This is a genomic window from Ruegeria sp. HKCCE4148, assembly GCF_017872495.1.
In the GTDB taxonomy this organism is placed as follows: Bacteria; Pseudomonadota; Alphaproteobacteria; order Rhodobacterales; family Rhodobacteraceae; genus Ruegeria.
In genome coordinates this window covers 73,533-92,474 of sequence record NZ_JAEDOS010000010.1, presented here as the reverse complement: position 1 = coordinate 92,474, position 18,942 = coordinate 73,533, and the positions used below count along the sequence as shown (strand labels likewise).

Annotated in this window: 20 protein-coding genes; 9 read left to right on the top strand and 11 right to left on the bottom strand. The window is 57.7% G+C overall.

Translation table 11 applies throughout. The annotated features are described in order from the left end of the window. The first annotated feature begins 95 nt into the window (after positions 1-95). From I9187_RS19225 to I9187_RS19215, 3 genes are read left to right on the top strand one after another with little or no spacing between them, the layout of a single operon-like run. Positions 96-1,028, top strand: a complete 933-nt coding sequence (locus I9187_RS19225; protein ID WP_171728076.1) for a bifunctional riboflavin kinase/FAD synthetase — start codon at positions 96-98, stop codon at positions 1,026-1,028. Beyond that, the gene (locus tag I9187_RS19220) at positions 1,025-1,498 is read left to right on the top strand and encodes a YcgN family cysteine cluster protein (RefSeq protein WP_171235988.1); all 474 of its coding nucleotides are present in this window, start codon (positions 1,025-1,027) and stop codon (positions 1,496-1,498) included. Before I9187_RS19225 ends, I9187_RS19220 begins: the two co-directional genes overlap by 4 nt. After that, entirely contained in the window at positions 1,498-2,532 is a 1,035-nt protein-coding gene (locus I9187_RS19215; protein WP_171181371.1) for a low specificity L-threonine aldolase, read from the top strand. Before I9187_RS19220 ends, I9187_RS19215 begins: the two co-directional genes overlap by 1 nt. Here I9187_RS19215 and I9187_RS19210 read toward each other — a convergent pair. Then, the gene (locus I9187_RS19210) at positions 2,519-3,343 is read right to left on the bottom strand and encodes an alpha/beta fold hydrolase (protein WP_171181369.1); all 825 of its coding nucleotides are present in this window, start codon (positions 3,341-3,343) and stop codon (positions 2,519-2,521) included. The two genes, I9187_RS19215 and I9187_RS19210, sit on opposite strands and share 14 nt — an antisense overlap. Beyond that, a complete protein-coding gene (locus I9187_RS19205) occupies positions 3,340-3,942 on the bottom strand; it encodes a 2-hydroxychromene-2-carboxylate isomerase (RefSeq protein ID WP_171181367.1) in 603 nt (200 codons plus the stop codon). Before I9187_RS19205 ends, I9187_RS19210 begins: the two co-directional genes overlap by 4 nt. A gap of 107 nt (positions 3,943-4,049) precedes the next feature. Between I9187_RS19205 and I9187_RS19200 the strand changes: the two genes are divergently transcribed. Together I9187_RS19200 and rpiB are read left to right on the top strand one after the other, a co-directional pair. Continuing rightward, a complete protein-coding gene (locus I9187_RS19200; RefSeq protein WP_171181365.1) occupies positions 4,050-5,069 on the top strand; it encodes a ribose-phosphate pyrophosphokinase in 1,020 nt (339 codons plus the stop codon). A gap of 112 nt (positions 5,070-5,181) precedes the next feature. Continuing rightward, positions 5,182-5,631: a ribose 5-phosphate isomerase B gene (rpiB, locus tag I9187_RS19195; RefSeq protein WP_171181363.1), complete on the top strand. Its 450-nt coding sequence runs from the start codon at positions 5,182-5,184 to the stop codon at positions 5,629-5,631. Between the two features lie 39 nt (positions 5,632-5,670). Here rpiB and I9187_RS19190 read toward each other — a convergent pair whose 3' ends face one another. The 7 genes from I9187_RS19190 to I9187_RS19160 all read right to left on the bottom strand — a co-directional run bounded on the left by I9187_RS19190 (position 5,671) and on the right by I9187_RS19160 (position 12,030). Further along, the gene (locus I9187_RS19190) at positions 5,671-6,021 is read right to left on the bottom strand and encodes an H-type lectin domain-containing protein (protein ID WP_171181361.1); all 351 of its coding nucleotides are present in this window, start codon (positions 6,019-6,021) and stop codon (positions 5,671-5,673) included. A gap of 114 nt (positions 6,022-6,135) precedes the next feature. Further along, complete coding sequence (locus I9187_RS19185; RefSeq protein ID WP_171181359.1) at positions 6,136-6,546, bottom strand: F0F1 ATP synthase subunit epsilon; 411 nt, start codon at positions 6,544-6,546, stop codon at positions 6,136-6,138. A gap of 12 nt (positions 6,547-6,558) precedes the next feature. Beyond that, positions 6,559-7,983 carry a F0F1 ATP synthase subunit beta gene (gene atpD / locus I9187_RS19180; RefSeq protein WP_171181356.1) on the bottom strand — a complete coding sequence of 475 codons (1,425 nt, stop codon included), beginning with the start codon at positions 7,981-7,983 and terminating at the stop codon, positions 6,559-6,561. Positions 7,984-8,001: 18 nt separating this feature from the next. Next, positions 8,002-8,880, bottom strand: a complete 879-nt coding sequence (locus tag I9187_RS19175) for a F0F1 ATP synthase subunit gamma (protein ID WP_171181354.1) — start codon at positions 8,878-8,880, stop codon at positions 8,002-8,004. 12 nt (positions 8,881-8,892) lie between these two features. Beyond that, entirely contained in the window at positions 8,893-10,431 is a 1,539-nt protein-coding gene (gene atpA, locus I9187_RS19170; protein ID WP_171181352.1) for a F0F1 ATP synthase subunit alpha, read from the bottom strand. After that, complete coding sequence (locus I9187_RS19165) at positions 10,432-10,992, bottom strand: F0F1 ATP synthase subunit delta (protein ID WP_171181350.1); 561 nt, start codon at positions 10,990-10,992, stop codon at positions 10,432-10,434. It abuts the gene before it with no gap. A gap of 303 nt (positions 10,993-11,295) precedes the next feature. Further along, on the bottom strand, positions 11,296-12,030 hold the full coding sequence (locus I9187_RS19160) for a class I SAM-dependent methyltransferase (RefSeq protein ID WP_209940297.1): 735 nt from the start codon (positions 12,028-12,030) through the stop codon (positions 11,296-11,298). Between the two features lie 43 nt (positions 12,031-12,073). On the opposite strand from I9187_RS19160, the gene gloB reads away from it, so the two are divergent. The 4 genes from gloB (at position 12,074) to I9187_RS19140 (ending at position 16,378) form a co-directional block, all read left to right on the top strand. Next, positions 12,074-12,859, top strand: coding sequence for a hydroxyacylglutathione hydrolase (gene gloB, locus I9187_RS19155; RefSeq protein WP_245223305.1), 786 nt, complete (start codon positions 12,074-12,076; stop codon positions 12,857-12,859). 174 nt (positions 12,860-13,033) lie between these two features. After that, the gene (gene clpA, locus I9187_RS19150; RefSeq protein WP_171181346.1) at positions 13,034-15,358 is read left to right on the top strand and encodes an ATP-dependent Clp protease ATP-binding subunit ClpA; all 2,325 of its coding nucleotides are present in this window, start codon (positions 13,034-13,036) and stop codon (positions 15,356-15,358) included. A 133-nt stretch (positions 15,359-15,491) separates the two neighbouring features. Then, the gene (locus tag I9187_RS19145) at positions 15,492-15,788 is read left to right on the top strand and encodes a hypothetical protein (protein ID WP_171181344.1); all 297 of its coding nucleotides are present in this window, start codon (positions 15,492-15,494) and stop codon (positions 15,786-15,788) included. After that, positions 15,785-16,378 carry a YHYH protein gene (locus tag I9187_RS19140; RefSeq protein ID WP_171181342.1) on the top strand — a complete coding sequence of 198 codons (594 nt, stop codon included), beginning with the start codon at positions 15,785-15,787 and terminating at the stop codon, positions 16,376-16,378. The genes I9187_RS19145 and I9187_RS19140 overlap by 4 nt, the downstream gene beginning before the upstream one ends. A gap of 51 nt (positions 16,379-16,429) precedes the next feature. Here the strand turns inward: I9187_RS19140 and I9187_RS19135 are convergent, their stop codons facing one another. Continuing rightward, entirely contained in the window at positions 16,430-17,086 is a 657-nt protein-coding gene (locus I9187_RS19135; RefSeq protein ID WP_171181340.1) for a phosphotransferase, read from the bottom strand. Between the two features lie 112 nt (positions 17,087-17,198). Beyond that, positions 17,199-18,941: a peptidoglycan -binding protein gene (locus I9187_RS19130; RefSeq protein WP_171181337.1), complete on the bottom strand. Its 1,743-nt coding sequence runs from the start codon at positions 18,939-18,941 to the stop codon at positions 17,199-17,201. Position 18,942: the final 1 nt, after the last annotated feature.

Genomic DNA, 18,942 nt, shown 5'->3' with positions numbered 1-18,942 from the left:
CCGCGTTTCGGGATTCAGGTAGTTTCGGAGGGGCGGGTTCGCAGAATTCAAACTGCCGCTTGAACAAATCGCGACGCAACGCTACGCAATCGCCTATGCACATCATCCGGGATTTCCAGTTTGTCGAGCCAGAAGATCGCGGCGCCAGCGTGGCGATCGGCAATTTTGATGGCGTCCATGTGGGGCATCAGTCGGTCATCGAACTGGCCCGCAAGGCGGCCCCTGACGCGCCTCTGGGTGTCATGACCTTCGAGCCGCATCCGCGTGAATATTTTGCACCGGACTCGCCACCATTCCGTCTGATGCGCGGCAACGCACGGGCGCACCGGCTGGAAAAACTGGGCGTGGAAAAACTTTATGAACTGCCGTTCAACGCAGCACTGGCTGGGCTGTCCCCGGAAGAATTTGCGCGCAACGTGATATGTGACGGGCTGGGCCTGTCTCATATTGTGGTGGGCGCTGATTTTTGCTTTGGAAAGGGCCGCAGCGGTACGGCTGACGACCTGGTCCGGTTTGGTAAAGAGATGGGATTTGGCGTAACCATTGCCCCCTTGATGGAGCGGTCTGCAAATGTGGTCTCGTCAACCGCCATCCGAACCGCCCTGACCGAAGGTCGCCCACGGGACGCCGCCGCAATGCTGGGTCATTGGCACAGGATTGAAGGAAAGGTGATCGGGGGCGAGCAGCGCGGGCGCGAACTGGGGTTTCCAACTGCGAATATGTCCATCGAAGGGCTGCACCTTCCCAAATTTGGTGTCTACGCCGTGTTGGTGGACGTGTTGGATGGCCCGCATCAGAGCAGCTATCAGGGTGCAGCTTCGATTGGAGTGCGGCCAATGTTCCAAGGTGAAGTGCCCAATATCGAAACTTTCCTTTTCGACTTTTCGGGTGACCTTTACGGGGCAACCCTGTCAGTGGGCCTGATCGATTTCCTGCGTCCTGAACTGACATTCGACGGATTGGACGGGCTGATTGCCCAGATGGATGCAGATTGCGAAAAAGCCCGTGGCATTCTGGCCGCCTTATGAGCACGGATCCGATCGAACGCACCGGCCTACCCGCCCGGTTCTGGGAACGCAAACCCCTGCGCAAGATGAACCAGCGCGAATGGGAAGCGTTATGTGACGGCTGCGGCAAGTGCTGCCTGAACAAGCTGGAAGACGAAGACTCGGGCGAGGTCGCACTGACATGTGTCGCCTGCCGACTGCTGGACGATGAAAGCTGCCGCTGTACGCAATACGATATCCGGCACCAGTTTGTGCCTGAATGCATTGTCATGACACCCGACAACATAGATGAACACGCCTATTGGTTGCCGCAAACCTGTGCCTATCGACTGCTTTGGGAGGGTAAGCCTCTTTACGATTGGCATCCTCTGATATCAGGTACGCCTGACAGCGTTCATGCGGCGGGCGTCTCGGTTCAGGGGCGCACGGTGTCTGAGTTCGAAACCCCCATGGAAGAGTGGGAAGACTACATTATCGAGGAGCCAAGCTGATGTATTTTGCCTCTGACAATTCCGGGCCGGTTCACCCTCAGGTCATGGCCAAACTGGCCGAGGCCAACCAAGGCTATCAGATGGCTTATGGTGCTGACGCGCTGATGAACGAGGTGCGAGACCGCATTCGCAGCATTTTCGAGGCTCCGGGGGCTGCCGTGTATCTTGTGGCAACCGGGACAGCGGCGAACTCTCTGGCTCTTGCGACACTGTCCAACCCATGGGAAACGGTCTTTTGCTCTCCGGTTGCCCATATCCACGAGGATGAGTGCAACGCGCCTGAATTTTACAGCGGCGCCAAGCTGACCCTTGTGCCTGGCGGTGACAAGATGACGCCTGAAGCATTGCGCGGTTCGATCCTGGGTGAAGAAACACGAGGCGTGCATGGACCGCAACGCGGGCCAGTGTCGATCACTCAAGTTACCGAACGCGGATCGGTATACTCCTTGGAAGAATTGCAGGCGCTGTGCAGTGTCGCGAAGGAATACAACCTGCCTGTGCATCTGGACGGTGCGCGCTTTACCAATGCGTTGGTTTCGCTGAATTGCTCGCCAGCTGAAATGACGTGGAAAGCAGGCGTGGATGCCGTCAGCTTTGGCGGCACCAAGAACGGGTTGATGGGCGTCGAAGCGGTGGTGTTTTTTGACGAGAGCAAAGCGTGGGAATTTGAGCTCCGCCGCAAACGCGGGGCGCATCTGTTCTCTAAACACCGCTATCTGTCCGCACAGATGGCCGCGTATCTCGAAGATGACCTTTGGCTGAAACTGGCCCGGAAGGCCAACGCCAACTGTGCGCACTTGGCCGACGGATTGCGCGCCAAGGGGGCGACATTCCTGCATGAACCGCAGGCCAACATGGTTTTTGCTTCTTTCTCGCGTGCCAAGCACAAGCAACTGCATGACGCCGGTGCCGTCTATCACCTCTGGGGGGATGAACTGGACGGCGCGGATGATGGTGAAAGCCTGGCATGCCGCTTAGTGTGCGACTGGTCTATTGGAACGTCCCAGATCGATCAGTTTCTCAACTTGCTATAGGGATCGGCTTCCAGAACGCCTTCAGCAGAGCCGCTGTGTCTTGAGGGTGCGAAATGGGCAGCATGTGCCCCGCGCCCTGAACCACCGCATGGCGCGCGTGGGGCAAGCGGTGAACCAAACCGGCGCAGATCGCGGGGATTACAGGATGGGTTTCTGATCCGCTTAGGATCAGGGTCGGCATAGCGGCACGTTCCAGCATCTCGGCCCTGAGTAACCCGGCTTGATCTTCATAAAGCACCGAATGCACGGCTGGAACTGCATGTATCCCACGCACCATATTAGCGCGCGTCCGTTCGGGCAAGTCAGGCCATTTCGGGCTGATGCCAGTGCTCCACATCCGGTTGAACAGTCGCGCGGCCAGAGCGTTTTCGCCCGCATTAAAGGCGCTGTTTATCGGCTCAATATCTTTCTCATGCTGATCGAACAAATCCGGCGCGTCCCGGTGTGCTATGGCAAAAAAGACGGGTTCAATCAGAATCAGACTGCGCACGCGCTCGGGATGTTCCAAGGCCAGTCTCAGTGCAATAATCGCCCCAAAGGAATGGCCAACGACGTCCATCTGCCCCGCCAGTTCAGCCGCAGCGTTATTGGTGACGTGATCAAAGAAGTCCCCCTGCCCGTCCCAATCCGGGCTACGCCCGTGTGACAACATATCCGGCGCGACCAGAGAGGCATTCCCGTCCATCGCCTTGGCCAATCCCGACCACACGCCGGAATGCGCAATGGTGCAATGGAGGGCGAGCGTTTTTCGCGCGCCCTCTCCCAACCGCCGAACGAAGACGGAATGCGCCGAGGCAGCCGAAGCTGTCATCCCTTCATCTCGGCTAGATGGTTGTCCAGATCATCCAGACTGTCCTGACCCCAGAACCGCTGACCGTCCGGTGTGATGTAAAATGGGGCACCAAAGGCCCCCTGGTCCACGGCCTCTTCCAGATTGGTGGCATATGTCTCTGCCCCAACCAGCAAACCGCTATTGGCGAGGTCAGGATCAAACCCGGAATTTGCCAGACACTCACGTATCACATCATCTTGTGACACGTCCTTTTCTTCGGCCCAGCAAGCGCGCAGGATCAGTTGGCACAGCTTGCCGACATCCCCCGAACCATCTTTGGCCGCAGCGATCACTGCATAAGAAGACGGGGCCATATTGGTGGGCCAATGCGCGGGTTTCAGGTTGAACTCCACGCCCAGACGTTTGGCTTGACGCAGCAAGTCCTGCGCGCGGTATTCGATGCGCGAGATATGGCGGTCTTTTGGTGCTGTGCCCCCGGTGCGCGCAAACAAGGCCATGATGTCCAGTGGTTTGTAGTTGATGGTCGCATCATGTTTCGCCGCAACCTCTTCCAGTCGGTTTCCGGCCAGATAGGTGTAGGGCGAAATTGTCGCAAAATAGTAGTCAATCTGGGTCATGTTCACTTTCTCCGCTGCGTTGCCTTTGCGGGACGTTAGACCCGTGCTAAGCGGTGTCAACATCACGAATCTGTCACATTGCCAAAGCTGCCCGGGGACCTCAGCCGATGCCGACACTCCACGAACCCAAGCTCATCGCTGGGAACGCCAATCTTCCGCTTGCCGAATCCATCGCTCGCCGCATGAGCTTGTATCGCGGCGTTGACCAGGGTCTGGTCGATGCGCGGGTCGAGCGGTTCAATGACGGCGAGATCTTTGTCGAAGTGTTCGAAAACGTCCGGGGCGAGGACATGTTCATCGTCCAGCCGACGTCGAACCCGGCAAATGATAACCTGATGGAACTGCTGATCATTGCCGATGCGTTGCGCCGCTCTTCCGCACAAAGGATCACAGCCGTGATCCCTTATTTCGGCTATGCCCGTCAGGATCGTCGCACCAAGGCCCGGACACCAATCAGCGCCAAGCTTGTTGCCAACATGCTGACAGGTGCTGGGATCGAACGCGTCCTGACAATGGACCTGCACGCAGCACAAATTCAGGGGTTCTTTGATATCCCGGTGGACAACCTCTATGCTTCGCCGATTTTTGCGCTGGATGTGAAGCATCAGTTCAAGAACAACATGGACGAGATCATGGTTGTTTCGCCAGACGTCGGCGGCGTGGCCCGCGCCCGCGAACTGGCCAAGCGGATCAATGCCCCGCTGTCGATCGTCGACAAGCGCCGCGAGAAAGCGGGTGAAGTGGCCGAAATGACGGTGATCGGTGACGTAAAAGACAAGATCTGTCTGATCGTGGACGACATGTGTGATACCGCTGGCACACTCTGCAAGGCGGCGCAGGTCCTGCTGGATAACGGCGCGAAAGAGGTTCACTCCTACATCACGCATGGTGTCATGAGTGGCCCGGCGGTTGAACGTGTCACCAATTCGGTGATGAAGTCGCTTGTTCTGACCGACACGATCCAACCCACCAAAGAGATTGCGCAGGCCAAAAACATTCGCATCGTGCCAACCGCGCCAATTTTTACTCAGGCAATCCTGAACATCTGGAACGGCACCAGCGTGTCTTCGCTATTCGAAGACAAGACACTTACGCCGATCTACGAATCCATGTACCAGATGGATTGAGTTCCCAGGGGCGGCCAAACAAGCCGCCCTTTTGCTTTTTGAAACACTGATCCGTTCTGCTTGCCCCTCGCTAGCATGAGCTTGGATCCGCGAAAGAGGAAAGTGACCTCCGATGTCCGCAAACAAACGTATTGTTCTGTCCAGTGACCACGCGGCGATCGATTTGCGCCAGGCTGTGGCGAAACACATCGCGCAACAAGGCTGGGACGTAGTCGATATCGGCCCGAATACACCGGAAAGCACCCACTACCCCAAGCATGGCAAAGCCGCGGCCGAAGCTGTTGCATCCGGTGATTGCGGTTTGGGCATCATCCTCTGCGGCACCGGCCAGGGCATCATGATGGCCGCAAACAAAGTGCCAGGCATTCGCTGTGGCGTTTGTTCAGACGCCTTTTCGGCCCGAATGATCCGCCAGCACAACAACGCCAACATGCTGTCAATCGGCGCGCGCGTTGTCGGCGAAGGTCAGGCGCTGGACATCGTTGATGCGTTTCTGAGTGCCGAGTTCGAAGGCGGTCGCCACGCCACGCGGGTGGACATGATCGAAGCGCAGGGAAACTGACACCTGCGCTTCCTTAAAGCGCGATGGTCTGAACCCGGATCAGGAGATATTCCAGTCATCCGGGTGCGCGACCTCTCCTATCGCGGTCCAGCTTGCTCGGATGCGAGCGATACGAGTGTCGGACCATGTGCGAAACACCGCTTCGAACCCTTCGGTGGTGATGTTTTCAGCCTGCACCTCGGCCCGCAGCGCCGAAGACGTATCTACATCCCATAGCGAGATTCCGATCTGAACAGTTGGCGGGGTCCGAAACGGTTCTTTGAACTGAATGGGCGTGCGACGTTCCCTGGGACCCTGCCCTGTCCACATCTCACCGCCTTCGGCAAACTCCGAAAACAGCACATCTTCGCTCTGATCAATGCCAATGGGATGGGTAAGGAACTTTTTCATTTTGTCATCATTATTCTTGAATTCTCGCAAGTTATCGTGGCAATTCGGCAAAAGCACGACAAAAAAACGGCCCCGCAAAAGCGAGGCCGTTCAAATTTTTCACGGATAAGCCGGTTATAGGCTCATATGTGTCCCAAGCGCTTCCATGTCGGCCAGCAGCTTGGCGGCATCGTCGACAATGGTCTGATCATCGCCACCCTTTGCTGCCTCGTGCGAGGCGCGAGCGTCTTCGATCAGCTCGTCCAGATGCGCGCGGGTTACTTCGGCCACCGGAATGGCCTTTTCGGCCAGAACCGAAAGGCTGTCGCCGTTGATCTGGGCAAACCCGCCGGTGACCAGGTATTCGCTGGACCCTTCAGGTGCCTCAACCTTCAGCAGACCGGGGCGCAACGTGGTGATGGTGGGGGCATGGTCGGGCATCGCCGTCATGTCCCCGTCCGCGCCGGGAATCTGGACCGCGGTGGCCGCGAGCGAAGCAAGGCTCCGCTCGGGGCTGACGAGGTCGAATTGCATCGTGTTTGCCATCAGGGATACTCCTTAGGCGGCTTCTGCTGCCATCTTCTCGGCTTTGGCGATCACTTCTTCGATACCGCCAACCATCAGGAAGGCTGCTTCGGGCAGGTGATCGTATTCGCCAGCGACAACCGCTTTGAACGACGCGATGGTCACATCCAGAGGAACCTGAACGCCAGGCGAACCGGTGAAGACTTCGGCCACGTCGAACGGCTGCGACAGGAAGCGTTCGATCTTACGGGCACGGGCCACGGTCAGTTTGTCCTCTTCCGACAGTTCGTCCATGCCGAGGATGGCGATGATGTCCTGCAGCGACTTGTAGCGCTGGAGGATCTGCTGAACGTCGGTCGCAACCTTGTAGTGCTCTTCACCAACGATAGCTGGGTCGAGCAGACGTGAGGTCGAGTCGAGCGGGTCAACCGCAGGGTAAATACCCTTTTCCGAGATCGCACGGTTAAGAACGGTGGTCGCGTCCAGGTGCGCAAACGAGGTTGCCGGCGCAGGGTCGGTAAGGTCGTCCGCAGGCACGTAGATCGCCTGCACCGAGGTGATCGAGCCCGACTTGGTCGAGGTGATGCGTTCCTGCAGGGCGCCCATGTCGGTGGCCAGTGTCGGCTGGTAGCCCACCGCCGAAGGAATACGGCCCAGCAGAGCCGAAACCTCGGAACCCGCCTGTGTGAAGCGGAAGATGTTGTCGACGAAGAACAGAACGTCGGTACCGGACTGGTCACGGAACTGCTCGGCCAGGGTCAGACCGGTCAGAGCAACACGCGCACGCGCACCCGGAGGTTCGTTCATCTGACCGTAAACCAGGGCCACTTGGCTTTCCGACAGGTTGTCCGGCTTGATAACGTTCGATTCGATCATCTCATGGTACAGATCGTTCCCTTCACGGGTCCGTTCACCAACACCCGCGAACACCGAGAAGCCCGAGTGCACTTTTGCGATGTTGTTGATCAGTTCCATGATCAGAACGGTTTTACCAACGCCGGCACCGCCGAACAGGCCGATCTTACCGCCTTTGGCGTAAGGGGCCAGCAGGTCAACAACCTTGATGCCGGTAACCAGAACTTCCGATTCAGTCGACTGTTCGTCGAAGGTCGGTGCAGGCTGGTGGATCGCGCGGGCCTCAGATGCTTCAACCGGGCCCTTCTCGTCGATCGGCTCGCCAACAACGTTCAGGATTCGACCCAGGGTGGCGTTACCAACCGGCACCGAGATCGGCGCGCCTGTGTCGGTTACTTCCTCGCCACGGACCAGACCTTCGGTCGCGTCCATCGCGATGGTACGTACGGTGTTTTCACCCAGGTGCTGAGCAACTTCCAACACCAAGCGCTTGCCGTTGTTGGTGGTTTCCAGCGCGTTCAGAATTTCAGGCAGCGCGTCATCGAACTGCACGTCAACGACGGCCCCGATGATCTGTGTGACTTTGCCTTTTGCATTCGCCATGTTTCGTCTCCGGTTTTCTTACAGCGCTTCGGCGCCGGAAATAATTTCAATCAGCTCGTTGGTGATCACGGCCTGACGCGAGCGGTTGAACTGGATCGTCAGCTTGTCGATCATTTCACCCGCGTTACGTGTCGCGTTGTCCATCGCGGACATCCGTGCACCCTGTTCAGACGCTCCGTTTTCGAGCAGAGCCGAGAAGATCGCGGTCGCAACCCCCTTGGGCAGCAGATCGGCCAAAATGGCCTCTTCGCTGGGCTCGTAATCGAAGATGGCACCGCTGTCGTCACCTGCCGCTTCGTCCTCGAACGAGGCGGGGATGACCTGCTGTGCCGTCGGGATCTGGGTCACAACGTTGACGAACTTCGAATAGAAGATCGTGGCAACGTCGAACTCACCCCCGTCGAAACGAGACAGGATGTCCTTTGCGATGTCCTGCGCGTTGGAATACCCCAGACGCTTGACCTCGCTCAGGTCCACATGTCCGACGAACAGATCGCCCAAATCACGCTTAAGCGCGTCGCGGCCTTTTTTGCCGACGGTCAGAACTTTGACCGTCTTGCCTTTGCCGCGCAGCTCTTCCGCTTTGGCGCGGGCAAGCTTGGCGATGTTCGCGTTGAAGCCGCCACACAGGCCGCGTTCAGCTGTCATCACAACCAGCAGATGGACATCATCACTGCCCGTACCACGGAGCAGCTTGGGGGCGCTGTCGCTGCCCCCGACCGACGCCGCCAGCCCCGCCATCACGGCATTGAACCGTTCAGCATAGGGACGCGAGGCTTCGGCAGATTCCTGGGCGCGGCGCAGTTTTGCAGCCGCGACCATCTGCATGGCCTTGGTGATCTTGCGGGTCGATTTGACCGACTCGATCCTGTTTTTAAGGTCCTTCAGACTAGGCATCGGAACCTCCTATCAAGCGAAGGTTGCGGCGTATTCGTCGATCGCTGCCTTGATCTTGTCGGACGCGTCACCCTTGATCTTCGGATCTTCGTCGGTGAGCCACTTCAGCAGGTCCGCATGTTTGCCACGCAGATGTGCCAGAAGACCGGCTTCATAGCGGCCAACATCCGTGACTTCGATCTTGTCGAGGTAACCGTTGGTACCTGCGAAGATGACGCAGACGATTTCCGCGTTGGTCAGCGGCGAGTACTGCGGCTGTTTCATCAGCTCGGTCAGACGCGCACCACGGTTCAGCAGCTGCTGAGTTGCGGCGTCGAGGTCCGAACCAAACTGGGCAAAGGCCGCCATTTCACGGTACTGAGCCAGTTCCAGCTTAACCGGGCCAGCAACCGATTTCATCGCGTTGGTCTGGGCCGACGAGCCCACGCGCGAAACCGACAGACCGGTGTTCACAGCGGGACGAATGCCCTGATAGAACAGTTCGGTTTCCAGGAAGATCTGACCGTCAGTGATCGAGATCACGTTGGTCGGAATAAACGCCGAAACGTCACCACCCTGAGTTTCGATAACCGGCAGAGCGGTCAGCGAACCTGCACCAAAGTCTTCGTTCAGCTTCGCCGAACGTTCCAGCAGGCGCGAGTGGAGGTAGAAAACGTCACCCGGGTAAGCTTCACGTCCGGGCGGACGACGCAGCAACAGGGACATCTGACGATAGGACACAGCCTGCTTCGACAGGTCATCATAGATGATCAGAGCGTGGCGGCCGTTGTCACGGAAGTATTCAGCCATCGCGGTCGCGGCGTAAGGTGCAAGGAACTGCATCGGTGCCGGGTCGGACGCGGTCGCGGCCACAACGATCGAGTATTCAATCGCGCCGGACTCTTCCAGTTTCTTCACCAGCTGCGCAACGGTCGAACGCTTTTGACCAACCGCGACGTAAACACAGTACAGTTTCTTCGACTCGTCGTCGCCTGCTGCGTCGTTGTAAACCTTCTGGTTCAGGATGGTGTCCAGAGCCACAGCGGTTTTACCGGTCTGACGGTCACCAATGATCAGTTCCCGCTGGCCACGGCCAATCGGGATCATCGCGTCAACCGATTTCAGGCCGGTTGCCATCGGCTCGTGCACCGATTTACGCGGGATGATGCCGGGCGCTTTGACGTCGGCAACACCACGCTTGGAAGCATTGATCGGGCCTTTGCCGTCCAGCGGGTTGCCCAGACCGTCAACGACACGGCCCAGCAGCTCGTCACCAATCGGAACGTCCACGATCGAGTTGGTGCGCTTAACAGTGTCACCTTCTTTGATGTCACGGTCGGAACCGAAAATAACGACACCAACGTTGTCGCTTTCCAGGTTCAGGGCCATACCCATGATGCCACCGGGAAATTCGACCATCTCACCGGCTTGCACATTGTCCAGGCCGTATACACGGGCAATCCCGTCACCGACGCTCAGCACGCGGCCGATCTCGGCCACTTCGGCTTCCTGACCAAAATTCTTGATCTGGTCCTTCAGGATTGCAGAAATCTCTGCAGCTTGGATTCCCATTTATCCGACCTCTTTCATTGCATTCTGTAGGGAGTTCAGCTTCGAACGGATCGAACTGTCGATCATCTTCGAGCCCACTTTAACGACTAGACCGCCGATGAGGCTTTCATCCACGGTCGCATTGATAGTCACGGTCTTGCCCACGCGCTCGGACAGCGTCTTGGACAGTTTTTCCATTTGCGTCTTGGTCAGCGCTTTGGCCGAGGCAACATCTGCGGTCACTTCGCCACGCTCGTCTGCCAGCATGTCGCGCAGAACCTGCACCAGCTGCGGTACGACGAACAAACGGCGCTTCTGCGCCATCAGACCCAACGTGTTGCGCAGAATCGCGTTCAGGCCCATCTTATCTGCAATCGCGGTGATCGCACCTTCCTGTTCGGCGCGGGAAACCAGCGGCGAGGCAATCAGGTCGTGCAACTCGGCACTGTCGCCCAGTGCTGCTGCCAGATCATTGATGCCGGTTTCCAGACCTGCGAGGTCTTTGTTCTCTTTTGCGATCTCGAAGATCGCGGTGGCATAGCGCTCGGCGATGCCTGTGGAAATCGAAGCTGGTTCGGACACGTCCACCCTTCCGATATTTTGGGCCCCGAATTCGCGTTGCGGCAGCTACCCCGGGGGCGTGAAGAAACCCCGTCCAGAAGGCCGGGGATCAAAATCACCGGGGATGTAGCAGAGGTGTTCCAACCAAGCAATACGCTATAGCGGTAACAGAATTATCCACAAAGTGTTGATTTTCATGCACTTAGCTCAAGTGCGACGGTTTGAACCCATCAGCTCAGTTGAAAAATGTTACGAATATGCAGGTTTTTGCGATTCCTGTGACTTTTTTCGCGCAATTTTATCGCTTCGGAAGGCCAGCGATTGTCACGCAGGTTTCAACAAACCGTCCAGCGCCTTGATCGGTTTTTTAACCGCATCTTTAGTCACGCTGCCGCTGGGCGGGCGAATGTGTTTGCTGACCTCAACCATCAGCACACCCCCAGCCATGACGGTCGGAATACGTTGCCCGGTTTTTTCAATCAGGCCGCCGGATTTCAGCCAGAAACGGCGAAACGAGGGCGGTCGATACAGAGCCGAACAATGCGTTTCGGGCAGAAAGTGATGCGCCTTGAGCTGGTTTTCCAACTGTGTGGCGGAATAGGGTCGCCCAAAGCCAAATGGCGTTTTGTCCGTCCGTGACCACAGACCGCCTCTGTTGGGAACAATAAATACAGCCCGCCCGCCGGGCCCCAGAACGCGCCAGCATTCATCCAACAGCTGGTTTAGCCTCTCTGACGTTTCCAGCCCATGCATCACAACAAGCTTGTCCACGTGACCGGTTTCAATCGGCCAAAGCGTTTCTTCGGTCAGAACAGACACATTGGGCATTCCCGCAGGCCAGGGCATGACGCCCTGCGGGCCAGGCATCAGCCCGATGACGCGGCGCGCATCTGCCAGGTACGGGCGCAACAACGGCACAGCAAAGCCGAATCCGGCCACTGTCTGCCCCTTGGCCTCGGGCCAAAGCTCTATCAAACGCCCGCGAATGGCCGCCTGCGCCGCACGCCCCAACGTGCTTCGATAGTAAAAGTTCCTCAGATCCTGCACATCAAGATGCATTGCGGACATCCGGTCAATCGGCTTAGCTGGGCGCAGTCTAGCAATGAAAGGGCAAAAAGCCATGCCTCTTGAGATCGTTACAATCCCATGCCTGAGCGACAATTACGCCTTTCTGGCCCACGACGCCACGAGCGGCCAGACCGCGCTGATCGACGCCCCCGAAGCTGCACCGATTCTGCAGGCGCTGGATGATAAAGGATGGACGCTTTCACATGTGCTTTTGACCCATCACCACTGGGATCACGTCGACGGGCTATCAGGCATTCTGGAAAAACACCCTGCACAGGTTGTCGGAGCCGCGGCGGATGCCCATCGCTTGCCGTCGCTGGATCTACAGGTGGTCGAGGGCGACAGCTTTGAAATCGGAGGGGAACAAGTTCAGGTTCTGGATGTATCCGGCCACACTGTGGGGCATGTCGCATACTACATGCCTCAAAGTGCTGCGGTATTTACCGCCGACAGTCTCATGGCGCTGGGCTGTGGTCGTCTTTTCGAGGGCACACCGGACCAGATGCGGGCATCTTTAAGTAAACTGGCCGCCCTGCCCGATGACACTTTGGTCTGCTCTGGACATGAATATACACAATCCAACGCTAAATTTGCCATTACCGTTGATCCGGACAACCCTGACCTGAAGGCGCGCATCGCGGATATTGAACGGGCGCGTGCCGCCGGAGAAGCCACTGTCCCGTCGATTCTGGCGCTGGAAAAGGCAACAAATCCGTTTCTGAGGGCTGCTGACCCGGCGATTCAAGCCCATTTAGGCATGACAGGCGCGCGTCCCGAGGCCGTTTTTGCGGAAATCCGGGGTAGAAAAGACCGGTTCTGATGCCTATTTGACCCTCTTCACGGTCACGGTCACAACAAATGTGACTGTCAAGTGAAAGAAAACCCTTGAAGCCGGACGCCGATCAACCAAACTCTAATAGTATGAGGACATGGTTGGATTGGGGTTCCGGCCGCAAGCCCGCCCCCTTCTGACCCAAGACAGAGGAGCACCCGCGTGCCTTCATTCTCGAGCACACTGGAACAAGCCATCCACGCGGCCTTGGCGGCTGCGAATGAACGGCGTCATGAATTTGCAACGCTAGAGCATCTGCTGCTGGCGCTTCTGGAAGAACCCGATGCGGTGCGCGTCATGAAAGCGTGTAGCGTCGATCTGGACGAGCTGCGCAGCACCTTGGTGGAATTCATTGACGAGGATCTTTCGAATCTGGTCACGGATATCGACGGGTCAGAAGCTGTTCCAACGGCTGCGTTCCAGCGCGTAATTCAGCGCGCCGCGATTCATGTACAAAGCTCGGGCCGGACCGAAGTGACCGGCGCCAACGTACTGGTTGCCATTTTCGCAGAACGCGAAAGCAATGCCGCCTATTTCCTGCAAGAACAGGACATGACCCGTTACGACGCGGTCAATTTCATCGCCCATGGCGTGGCCAAGGATCCCGCTTTTGGCGAAAGCCGCTCGGTTTCGGGTGCGGATCAGGTGGAAGAAGACGCACAGACCACATCCGGCGAAACCGAACAAAAAGAAAGCGCGCTGGGGAAATACTGCGTCGATCTGAACGCGAAGTCGCGTGCTGGAGACGTCGATCCGCTCATCGGGCGCTCGGATGAGGTGGAACGCTGCATCCAGGTGCTGTGCCGCCGCCGCAAGAACAACCCGCTGCTGGTGGGTGATCCGGGCGTTGGCAAAACCGCCATCGCAGAAGGTCTGGCCCACAAAATCGTGGCCGGAGAAGCGCCTGATGTGCTAGCCAATACCACTATCTATTCGCTGGACATGGGCGCGCTGCTGGCCGGAACCCGCTATCGCGGTGACTTCGAAGAGCGCTTGAAAGCGGTTGTCACCGAGTTGGAGGATCATCCCGACGCCGTACTGTTTATTGACGAGATTCATACCGTGATCGGTGCCGGAGCTACTTCGGGCGGGGCGATGGATGCCTCGAACCTGCTGAAGCCCGCGCTTCAGGGCGGCAAACTGCGCACCATGGGTTCGACCACTTACAAGGAGTTTCGTCAGCATTTCGAAAAAGACCGCGCACTGAGCCGCCGGTTCCAGAAGATCGACGTGAATGAACCTTCGGTCGAGGACAGCGTCAAGATTTTGCGCGGCCTGAAACCCTATTTCGAAGAGCATCACGAGATCAAGTATACCGCCGACGCGATCAAAACCGCCGTCGAGCTTTCGGCACGTTATATCAACGATCGCAAGCTGCCCGACAAAGCCATCGACGTGATAGATGAGGCGGGCGCGGCGCAGCATCTGGTAGCCGAAAGCAAACGCCGCAAAACCATCGGGGTTAAAGAGATTGAGGCAGTTGTTGCCAAGATCGCCCGCATCCCACCCAAGAATGTCACCAAGGACGATGCCGAGGTTCTGAAGGACCTCGAAACCTCGCTCAAACGTGTAGTCTTTGGTCAGGATGATGCCATTGTGGCGCTGTCCAGTGCAATCAAGCTGGCCCGTGCGGGTCTGCGTGAGCCTGAAAAGCCCATCGGCAACTACCTGTTCGCGGGTCCAACAGGTGTGGGTAAAACCGAAGTTGCGAAACAACTGGCGGACACGCTGGGCGTAGAACTGCTGCGCTTCGACATGTCGGAATACATGGAGAAACACGCAGTCAGCCGCCTGATCGGTGCACCTCCGGGTTATGTTGGGTTTGATCAGGGCGGTCTGCTGACTGACGGTGTCGACCAGCATCCACATTGTGTGCTGCTGCTTGATGAGATCGAGAAAGCCCACCCTGATGTGTTCAACATCCTGTTGCAGGTTATGGACCACGGTGAGCTGACGGATCACAATGGACGCACGGTGAACTTCCGGAACGTGGTTCTGATCATGACCTCGAACGCGGGCGCACAGGAACAGGCCAAAGCGGCCATCGGTTTCGGACGCGACCGTCGCGAGGGCGAAGATACCGCCGCGATCGAGCGTACGTTTACACCGGAATTCCGTAACCGTCTGGATGCAGTGATCTCTTTCGCGCCGCTTCCGAAAGAGGTCATCTTGCAAGTGGTCGAGAAGTTCGTCCTACAGCTTGAAGCACAGCTGTTGGATCGCGGCGTGACCATCGATCTGACGCCCAAAGCCGCTGAATGGCTGGCTGACAAGGGCTATGACGATAAGATGGGTGCGCGTCCGCTTGGCCGCGTCATTCAGGAACACATCAAGAAGCCTCTGGCCGAAGAACTGCTGTTCGGTAAGCTGGCTAAGGGTGGTGTGGTTCGTGTCTCGGTCAAAAAGGGCGAACTGGATCTTGAGATTCTGGGCCCGGATCAGCGACGCATTCCGGGTGACAAACCTCCGTTGTTGACGGCGGATTGACCTGAAAACTGATCTTAATTTCGAAACCCGGCGACATAAATCGCCGGGTTTTTTCTGGTGTTTCAAAGCAACTTCGACGGAACCGGGGTTTTGCAGCGTGTAATCCTCTACGATCAAAATCAGAGGTGGATACATGAGCAAGACTTCAGTTGTGTGGGCCACTGCCTTTGCCGTTTCGGTAATCGCGGCCATTGCGACGGCTCAGCACAGGTTTCGCTACCACGATGAAACGAGCGCTGAGCCTCTCAGATTAGTGCCGGCCACTGTGGACCCCGGGGAAAACAGCGCATCGGTGAGGGAGACAGGTAGCAAGATCAAAGTGACGGGTAACGGAATTCCCGATCATCTGGTCGGACAGTTTCCGAACAGCGGCAACCCGCATCAGATCGAAACGCAGAAGGTCAGGCTCAGGCTTACAGCCCCCCCATGACCAAGGGCACGGTCACGCCTCTGCGCACGGGGTGGAACTTTGGCGTATCCCTTAACGGGATCGCGTTTGACCCGCTGGCGGCCGAGTTCTGGCATGGCGACCCAAACTCCGGATGGTCCTACAATGCTTTGGTTGGCTCCATTTTCCTGGGACTGGATGCCAATTATGCCCATGTGCAGCCGAACGGAAAGTATCACTATCACGGCGTACCAACCGGGCTGATCGAGCTTTTGGAATGGTCAGCTTCAGAGCATTCACCATTGGTTGGATACGCCGCTGATGGTTTTCCGATCTATGCGATGACCGGTGCAGTCGATGGGAAAGAGACTGAAATGAAATCGTCCTATCGCCTGAAGCCCGGAAACAGTCCGGGTGGCCGCGAACCGAACGGGCGATATGACGGCACTTTCAACGAAGATTACGAATATGTTGAGGGCCAAGGACATTTGGACCAATGCAACGGAACCGTCACAGTTTCAGCAGAGTATCCAAACGGGACCTACGCCTATTTCCTGACCCAGGATTACCCCTTTGTGCCTCGGTGCTTCATGGGCACACCGGATCAAAGCTTTAAGTTTGGTAGAGGTTAGGCACATTGCACCTGTCAGGTGCTTGCGCGGAAAAGGTTCCGTTTTCTGTCTCTAGCGAAGGCGGGATTGACCGCTTCGCACCGGCACCGGGAATAGCACTGGCAAAGACTTTGGCTTCCTGCCCCAAGCCTCATAGTAAGCGGCAAGGATGCAAAAGGCATAACGTGGCGCGGTGCGGCCTTGGGTCAGGGCGGACAGGACCGCAATGCCCAAATCGCGGGCCTTGCGCAATCGTCCGGCCTTCGTGGGCACAAAATACTCAAAATCGATGAATCGCATCTGCCGCCCATCCCAGCACATATCCCGAAATGCCGGGCGTCCATGGGCGAAACCCATCGCGTGAAGCCGCGCAAGCGCTTGGCCAGCGGCCCGGCACGCCCTGAGTTTTTCTGCCATGGTGATGGACATATCTGCGCAAAGCCTGGTCAGGCTGGCCCCGGCGTCTTCGACGGCGATGTACTCTTTGCTCTCAGCCACAATTCTGGGGACAGGCGCGCCGAAGTTCCACAAAAACCGATGAGATGACCGGTCTCGATCAAACGCGTTTTCAGGCTTTCCCTTCACCAGCCAGAGATGGGGTGCGAAACGTTCGACACGCTTTAGCCAAAAACTGCGTCCCTGTGGGGTTTGGCACAGGGTCACACGCTGATAGGGCGCTCGCAAAGCGTGATCAATTGCAATGTGTACATCCGTTGCCTTGTCTCTCACAAACCGCTCCAATCAACCTATGGTTATGACATAGGTTGCATCGGCTGAATTTCATCTGGCTGACGATTAAAATCCGTTCATAAAGGCCCGTCACAGACAGTGACCGAAAAGATCAACGCTCGGTCAGTTTTAATTCGATCCGGCGATTCTGCGCACGGGCTTCGGGCGTGTCAGCCGGATTGACCGGCTGGAACTCACCAAACCCGTTGGCGGCCAGACGGTTCGGCGGGATGCCCAGCGCATCAACCATGTAACGCACAACCGACAACGCACGGCCCTGGCTGAGTTCCCAGTTGTCGCGGTATCGGCCACTTCCGGCCAGCGGGACGTTGTCGGTGTGACCGTCAACGCGGATCACCCAGTTTAGACCGGTCGGAATCTCAGCGGCAACGCTACGCAGGATGTTGGCGACCTTGGCTACCTCCTGCCGCCCTTCAGCGGACAGCACGGCCGACCCTGTCGGGAACAGAACTTCGGACGAGAACACAAACCGGTCACCTTCGATCCGCACACCTTCCTGATCGCCAAGAACATCCCGCAAGCGGCCAAAGAACTCCGAGCGATAACGTTGCAGGTCTTCCGCTTGCGCCGCCAATTCCTCGTTCTGACCGGCCAACGCCTCGGCCTCGGCCTCAAGGCGCAGGCGTTCGGCTTCTTCCAACAGGCGGCGGCGGCGTTCTTCAGATGCGGCACGGGCCAGCGCCGCGTTCAGATCCTGCCCCAAAGTTTGAATCTGAATCTCTGCGGCCTCATTCCGCTCTTCAAAATCGTCGAGCAATGCCTGTAACGACCCCAACTGCCCGCGCAGGGCGGCGATTTGTTGGTTCAGCAATACCGCTTCGCGCTGCGCCTCGGCCGAGATTTCTTTCTCATCCGAAAGCGTCGATTCCGCCAAAGCCAGCAACGCCTGACGCTGTTCAGCCAGCGTTCGTTGTTCATCGGCATCTGCCTGTGCTTGCGTCTGTGCCTGCAAAGCGGCTTCAAGCTGGGCCCTTAACTCATCAGGATTCACGTCACCGAACCGGCTTTCCAGTTCGGCCTGCGCGGCTTGTGCGGCGGCCAGCAGGGTCAACGTGTCTTCGGCCTCTTGGCGTTGCGCTTCCAATGCCAACGTCATGGCGGTTAGTTCCGCATCGGCATCTTGCAGGCGATTGCGCAACGCCTCAGCGGCGGCGGCTTCGGCCAGGCGGGCGGCTTCTTCATCGCTCAGTTGCTGTTCAAGGGACGTGATTTGCGCGGCACGTTCCTCACCACTTTGCTCAAGATCGGCAACCAGTGCTTCCAGCGCCTCACGGCGGGCGGCCGCCAGCCGGGCGGCTTCGGTTTGCGCATCAATTTCTTCACGGCTTTGGGCCAGAGCGAGGTTCAGGGCCTCTTGCTCGGTCAGCAATTGCTCACGCTGCGTCTCCAGCGCCGCGATATCGCCCAGTGCCTGTTCCTGTTCGGCCAATAGGGCGGCAACCTGTGCTTCGAAATTTGTGATCCTCGTCTGCGCCTGATCCAAAGCCGCGGCCTGTCGGTCACGCTCGGTGGTCAGCGAGGCGATCAGAGATTGTGCCTGGGCCAGATCGTCTTCGGCCTGCGATAAGGTTGTGTTCAACGCCCCAAGTCGCGCCTGCAAGCGGCTGTTCTCACGCTCCTCCAGACCCAAAGCACCTGCAAGCGCCGCAACTTCATCCGCCAACGAGGTCAGTTCATCTTCTTGCCCCGAGATGGTTTCGCGCAATACGAACTGGATCACCATGAAGATGGTCAGGACAAAAGTCAGCACCATCAACAGACCCGTCATCGCATCCACGAATCCAGGCCAGACCGAGCCCTGGAACCGTTGACCGGTGCGGCGGGACAGCGCCATG